Genomic DNA, 1,836 nt, shown 5'->3' on the forward strand with positions numbered 1-1,836 from the left:
ACGCCACTTGTTCAGCAGTCTCCTAGGAGAGGAACCCGACCGCGCGCCGCGCCGACTCACCGATCTCGACGTAGGCGACCCGGTCGGTCGACACGAGATAGCGCCGACCCTTCTCGTCGTCCAGCTCCAACACTGCCTTGCTCTCCGCGGTGAGAGCGGCCTCCACGCGGGCGTGCACGTCCTCCGGGTTCATCCCGGTCTTGAACACGAGTTCGCGATTGCTGTCGGCGATGCCGATCTTGACCTCCACGGTGCCTGCCCTTCTCATCGTCGGCGCATGTCTCGCCGTCGTCGGTGATACGTGGGACCCAGGCTAGCCCGGACCCGGTGTCCCGCGGCGTCACGGGATAGGGTGGACCCACGTGGATCACACCCGCGCCCGGTCCGCTGGTCGGACCCCGCACCGAGGATCCGCGTGGAAATGTGCGCGCGCCCCGCTCGCCGAGGCCGTCCATCGGAAGGCCCGTCCTCCCGCGCGCGAGACGAGAAAGGCACCGCCCTGTCCACTACAGATGTGACCACCAGCGAAGTCGACGGCATGGCCACGACGACCGCGGTCGTCGACGCCCCGTCCTCCGACTCCTCCCCCAGCTTCGCCGAACTCGGCGTCCGCCCCGAGATCGTCACCGCGCTCGGTGAGCGCGGCATCACCCACACCTTCGCCATCCAGGAACTCACCCTCCCACTGGCGCTGGCGGGGTCCGACCTCATCGGCCAGGCCCGTACGGGGATGGGCAAGACCTACGGCTTCGGCGTCCCCCTCCTGCACCGCATCTCGACGGGCGAGGTGACCCGGGAGCTCGACGGCACGCCACGGGCCCTCATCATCGTTCCCACCCGCGAGCTGTGCGTCCAGGTCACCCAGGACCTCAAGATCGCCGCCACCGGTCTCACCGCCCCCGGCGGGTCGGGAACCCGGCCGCTCAAGGTGCTGGCCATCTACGGCGGAACCCCCTACGAACAGCAGACCGACGCCCTGGAGAAGGGCGTCGACGTGGTGGTGGGAACCCCCGGCCGTCTGCTCGACCTGGCCAACCAGTCGAAGCTGGTGCTCGGCAAGGTCGAGGTGCTGGTCCTCGACGAGGCCGACGAGATGCTCGACCTGGGCTTCCTGCCGGACATCGAGAAGCTGCTCCGGATGGTCCCGGAGCAACGGCAGACCATGCTCTTCTCGGCCACCATGCCGGGACCGATCATCACCCTGGCGCGGACGTTCCTCACCAAGCCCACGCACATCCGGGCGGAGGCCGCCGACTCCGGCGCCACGCACGAGAACACCACCCAGTTCGTCTACCGGGCGCACTCCATGGACAAGCCCGAGGTGGTCTCACGGATCCTGCAGGCGGACGGACGCGGCGCCACGATGATCTTCTGCCGCACCAAGCGCACGGCCCAGAAGCTCGCCGACGACCTGGCCGAACGAGGCTTCCGCGTGGGGGCGATCCACGGCGACCTGGGCCAGGGCGCTCGCGAGAAGTCACTCAAGGCGTTCCGCACCGGGGACGTCGACGTCCTCGTGGCGACCGATGTCGCGGCGCGCGGAATCGACGTCGACGACGTGACCCACGTCATCAACTACCAGTGCCCCGAGGACGAGAAGACCTACGTCCACCGGATCGGCCGCACCGGTCGGGCCGGCCGCAAGGGCGTCGCCGTCACCCTCGTGGACTGGGACGACCTGCCCCGCTGGGGCCTCATCGACAAGGCGCTCGGCCTGGGGCACGGCGAGCCCGCCGAGACCTATTCGACCTCCTCCCATCTGCGCGCCGAGCTCGGCATCCCCGAGGGCGCGGGGGGCCGGGTCGGGGCCGCGACCGGGACCGGCTCAGGCCGGCG

Annotated in this window: 2 protein-coding genes; one reads left to right on the forward strand and one right to left on the reverse strand. The window is 69.9% G+C overall.

The window, feature by feature from the left end; all coding sequences use genetic code 11:
• Positions 1 to 22 precede the first annotated feature (22 nt).
• Positions 23 to 250 (reverse strand): DUF3107 domain-containing protein, encoded by a 228-nt coding sequence (locus G6018_RS01125; protein ID WP_107748545.1) that lies wholly within the window; start codon positions 248 to 250, stop codon positions 23 to 25.
• Positions 251 to 538: 288 nt separating this feature from the next.
• Here G6018_RS01125 and G6018_RS01130 point away from each other — a divergent pair.
• Positions 539 to 1,836 (forward strand): DEAD/DEAH box helicase (locus G6018_RS01130; protein ID WP_241731963.1); only part of this gene is annotated, 1,298 nt, incomplete at its 3' end.

It is taken from the genome of Dietzia sp. DQ11-44 (assembly GCF_014145205.1).
Taxonomy (GTDB): domain Bacteria; phylum Actinomycetota; class Actinomycetes; order Mycobacteriales; family Mycobacteriaceae; genus Dietzia; species Dietzia natronolimnaea.